A 4531-nucleotide genomic window follows, 5' to 3' on the forward strand; every position below is an offset into this window, starting at 1 on the left:
AAAGTGGGCCGGATCTTTGAGGAGCTCGAACACCGGTGCATCGAGATCGTGACTCAGATCGGCCACGCCCTCGACGCCATCGTTGAAGCGGAGCCACAGAGTGTGCGCAGCGACGATACGCGAGTCAGTGACGTGGAGAATCGCTGGGGCAATCATGGACATGAGGCTACTCCCAGGGAGCGATGGGGACGACGGGGATACCGAGGCGTGCACGGTCCCTATTTGCGCGAAGGTCTTCTCTTGAATAGTCCCACCATTCGAGGAGGAATGCCAGTGGTCGACGAGGGAAGCGTCCGGACACCATGCCGGACTCGATCTCGACGGTCACTTCGTACTCGCCGTAGAGCGCGTGAAAGTGCGGCGGCGCGTGGTCACGGTAGAACATGACGACAGTGATTCCTAGAAAACGACTGACACCAGGCATGGCGACGGTCTCGATTGAAGGTGTCGTCACATGATTCGTCGAGTTCGTCACGAGTAGATAACCCGTATTACGGGAGCCTCATCAATCGATCGCCATGACTCGGCGCAGCGGGGCCCTGGCGGACCCGGCGTCGTAAGCGCACTTTGGAAGCAATGTCGACCATTTCGCAGCGCGTTGTCGCCGCAGTTGTCCGACGGAGCGATCGGCTCCTCGTGTGCCAACGCCCAGCCCACAAGCGGCACGGCGGTCTCTGGGAATTTCCCGGCGGCAAGTGTGAACGCGGTGAGTCTGACCATCAGGCGATCACTCGAGAGCTCGCTGAGGAACTCGACGTACAGGTAACTGCCGTGGGAGACGCACTTTTTTCGGCATCGGATCCTGACTCACCGTTCGTGGTCGTATTTCTCCCCGTCGAGATTCTCGGCGAGCCGGTGTGCATCGAGCATGCGGCAATCGCCTGGGTATCGCCGCAAGACCTGGCGACGTACGCCCTCGCACCAAGCGATGCCCGCTTCGTGAAATCTTTCGGACACGTTGAATGAGCTTGCCGATTGGCCTGTACGATCAACTCATTACCGATGCGTTGGCGGAGCGTCTGCAGGCATCGGGCAGCGACGCGCAGATCGACGAACTCGCTGGCGGAGAGGCGACGGGCCCGCTGCTCGACCTGATGGCCAGCACACTCTCGCGCCTGCTCGAGTCGTTCACGACCGACCCGCAGGACGCGCTGCTCAAGCAGCTCGAACTGGTGAACGGTGTACTCACGCACCTTCGCAGTAAGGCGAGCGTGAGCCAACGCGATGCGATCACGCTGCCACAGCAGCCAGCACGGCGACTTCGCGCTATTCGCGCCGGAGGAGAGGACGCACAGCTACCGGAGACGGGACTGTCGGCCCCGTGGCTCTTCACCGCCGCAAAAGCGTCACCCTCGCTGTACCACGAAATCCAACGTGAAGCGGCTGACTGCGATCAGATCGACATTCTGGTCAGTTTCATCACCGTCTCGGGTGTGCGCAAGCTGCTGGATGTGCTGCAACGGGTCACGGCACCGAATGCGAGCGGCGTTGGGCGAACACGCATCCGTGTCTTGACCACGACCTATACGGGCGCGACGGAGCAAGCAGCGCTGGATATGCTGGCGCGTCTCACCGGCTGTGACGTAAAGATCTCGTTGGACGGGCGACGCACGCGACTGCACGCTAAAGCGTGGATCTTCCACCGCGCGACGGGATTCGGCGCGGCGTATATCGGCAGCGCCAATCTGTCAGGCGCAGCGTTGCTCGGCGGGCTCGAATGGACCGTCAAACTCACGGAGCACACCCAGCGCGTGATCTACGACCGTGCGAAGGCGCACTTCGAAACGCTCTGGGAGGACAACGAGTTTACCAGGTACGACCCGGACGATGCGGAGTGCTCGCGGACGCTGGCGCGTGCGCTGTCGAAAGAGTCGTCGCACTCGGACAACGGCGTGCCCGTGCTGTTCGATATTGCGGCGAAACAATATCAGACGGACATCCTCGAGCAGCTCGCCTTCGAGCGGGAACACGGTCGTACTCGCAACCTTCTCGTTGCGGCCACCGGCACCGGAAAGACCGTCATGGCCGCGCTCGACTACAAAGCGCAGGTAAGGTCCGCCGGCTCTCGGCCGCGCTTGCTTTTCGTTGCGCACCGAGAGGAACTGCTATCACAAGCGATGCAGACGTACCGCGCCGTACTTCGCGACTACAGCTTCGGATACCTCCTCGTTGGTGGGCACCAGCCGGATTCCTTCGATCATCTGTTCGCCAGCATTCAGAGCCTGACCTCGCAGCGCATTGTGGAACGCTTCGGTGCGACGCACTGGCACACCGTTGTGATCGACGAATGTCATCGCATCGCGGCACCACAGTTCGATGCACTCGCGCGCAGTGTGCACCCGAAGCTCTTGCTTGGTCTCACCGCCACTCCGGAGCGAACCGACGGCGTGCCGATCGCGACGTACTTTGATTCGCGACCGGATGGCGCGCCCGCGGCTGAGCTTCGGCTTTGGCAGGCGCTGGATCTCCAGTTACTCTCGCCGTTCGAGTACTTCGGATGCAACGACGAGACGGACTTCTCTGAGGTGCCATGGAACAGCAGCGGAGAGGCGGCCGCGCTGGATCAGCTGCTCACCGGCAATCATGTGCGCGCTCGCATGGTTCTCAGCGAGTGGCACCGATTGTCCGGCAATGCGCGAAACACCAGAGCCATCGTGTTCTGCGTGTCTGTAAACCACGCGCACTTCATGACGGCGCAGTTTGAGAAGGCGAATCTGCCAGTGATCTGTCTCACGGGAGGGTCTACTGAGACCGAGCGTCGGGAGGCTCCGCAGAAGCTCGCGCGTGGCGAAATCTGCGCGATCATCACGGTCGACTTGTACAATGAAGGTGTCGACATTCCGAACGTCGACACCCTGCTCTTCCTGCGCCCCACGCAAAGCGCCCTCGTGTTTCAGCAGCAGCTTGGACGCGGCCTCAGACTCGCCGACAATAAGAGCAGCTGCCTCGTGCTCGACTTCGTTGGACGGCATCGGTCGGATTTCCGATTCGACAAGTTGATCTCTTCAGTGACCGGCCTAAGTCGTCGCGAAGTCTTGAAGGGTGTCGAGGAGGGCTTTTCGACATTGCCGAGTGGTTGTCATATCCATCTTGAGGCACAGGCGAGAGAGCGTGTCCTCGCCAATCTGAAATCGACGACCCAGCACACGTGGCGACGATTACGTTCAGAATTGCAAAGCTACGCCGCGATGACCGGTCGAGTGACTGTGCGGCTTGCCGACTTTCTGCACGACCAAGACATCGAGCTTTCGGAGGTCTACCGCGATGCGAGTCCGAGTGGCTGGACGCCGCTGCGTCGAGCGGCTGGGCTGCTTCCCCGAGACGAGGGCGGTGAGGGCGAAGCTCGTGCATCGCGCTCGCTGCGCTATTTGCTGCACGTCGATGATCCCGCACAAATCCGTCTCATTCGCCAGGTCGCGGAGTCAGGAAGTACCTACACTGTTTCCAGCGAAACGGAAGCGGTTCGTACACAGATGCTCACGTATCAAGTGGAGCACACGGGCGCGCTCTCGTATGCAGACTTCGTCCGGAAGCTGAATGCAGAGCCGAACGTATTGACAGAACTCGGCGAACTGGCGGATGTCCTCGAATCACGGAGCCGAATTGCCACACGTACCATCCCGGGCTTCGAGGATGTGCCGCTCGTGCTCCATGCGCGCTATGAGCGACGCGAGATACTTACCGCCATTGGCGTGCACACGGCGACAGCGCGACCAGCGTCGCGTGAGGGCGTCTTACGACTCCCGCATCGGAAGGTCGAGGTGCTCTTCGTAACGCTTGACAAGTCTGACGGCTTTCGCGATCAGGTGGCCTACCACGATTATGCCGTCAGCCCCACGCGATTCCATTGGGAGACGCAGAATTCAGCAGGCCCAAACACCGCGGCGGGCCGGCGCTACATCGAAAGCGCAACGAACGGCTGGACCTTCCAACTCTTTGTACGCGAAACTCCGGAGCACGCGTTCGTGGCTTGCGGCGGCGTTCGAGCCGCGAAGCCAGGCGATGTATCCGGCGAGCGCCCGATGTCAATTTTCTGGACGCTGGATGTAGCCCTACCATTGGCTGTCTTCGGCGCATTCAGCGTACTCAAACAAGGGCGCTAGGAGCGCGGCGACACTTGCACCCCCCGCACCCACCCCGTCACCACCAGCACCCCACCCAACACGCCAAGCCCCACCAGCACCCCCACCGTTCCCTTCAACGCCACGCTTCGCACCGCGAAGAAGAACGCAGTCACGCTCGCGCCGCCCAGCAACCACCCGGCACGCTCCAACCGTGACCATCCTGTTGTCACCGGCCGCGACACGTCGGTGATGAGCACCGCACGCCACCGCGGCCAGTCCCACGCCAACAGCCACAGATTCGCCAACAGCATCGCCACGGTGACCGCCGAGGTTCCCTTGAACTCGATGGCGATCGTGATCACCACGACGTTCACGAGAATTGGCACGAACATCACCGCGCCGTAGAACGCGGTCGCGGGAATCAGCAGCAGCGCGCCCGCCAACACCTGCGAGAGACCGAGAAAGCG

At 61.5% G+C, this 4531-nt stretch carries 3 protein-coding genes and 1 pseudogene; 2 read left to right on the forward strand and 2 right to left on the reverse strand.

Annotation, left to right across the window (positions count from 1 at the left end; all coding sequences use genetic code 11):
• Positions 1-166: 166 nt before the first annotated feature.
• Positions 167-454 carry a DUF4160 domain-containing protein gene (locus ACESNG_RS18565; RefSeq protein ID WP_373070276.1) on the reverse strand — a complete coding sequence of 96 codons (288 nt, stop codon included), beginning with the start codon at positions 452-454 and terminating at the stop codon, positions 167-169.
• 122 nt (positions 455-576) lie between these two features.
• Here ACESNG_RS18565 and ACESNG_RS18570 point away from each other — a divergent pair, with 122 nt between their 5' ends.
• Both ACESNG_RS18570 and ACESNG_RS18575 read left to right on the forward strand, forming a co-directional pair.
• On the forward strand, positions 577-966 hold the full coding sequence (locus ACESNG_RS18570; RefSeq protein ID WP_373070278.1) for a (deoxy)nucleoside triphosphate pyrophosphohydrolase: 390 nt from the start codon (positions 577-579) through the stop codon (positions 964-966).
• A complete protein-coding gene (locus tag ACESNG_RS18575) occupies positions 963-4103 on the forward strand; it encodes a DUF3427 domain-containing protein (RefSeq protein WP_373070280.1) in 3141 nt (1046 codons plus the stop codon). The genes ACESNG_RS18570 and ACESNG_RS18575 overlap by 4 nt, the downstream gene beginning before the upstream one ends.
• Here the strand turns inward: ACESNG_RS18575 and ACESNG_RS18580 are convergent.
• A pseudogene (locus ACESNG_RS18580) lies at positions 4100-4531 on the reverse strand (hypothetical protein); the annotation flags it as partial. The gene ACESNG_RS18575 and the pseudogene ACESNG_RS18580 sit on opposite strands and share 4 nt — an antisense overlap.

Origin of the sequence: Gemmatimonas sp. (genome assembly GCF_041689975.1) — a bacterium.
Classification (GTDB): Bacteria; Gemmatimonadota; Gemmatimonadetes; order Gemmatimonadales; family Gemmatimonadaceae; genus Gemmatimonas.

What these genes read in the sequence shown, in the direction of transcription:
- ACESNG_RS18570 (WP_373070278.1), top strand. Translation starts at nt 577, where the DNA reads ATGTCGACCATTTCGCAGCGCGTTGTCGCCGCAGTTGTCCGACGGAGC.
- ACESNG_RS18575 (WP_373070280.1), top strand. Translation starts at nt 963, where the DNA reads ATGAGCTTGCCGATTGGCCTGTACGATCAACTCATTACCGATGCGTTG.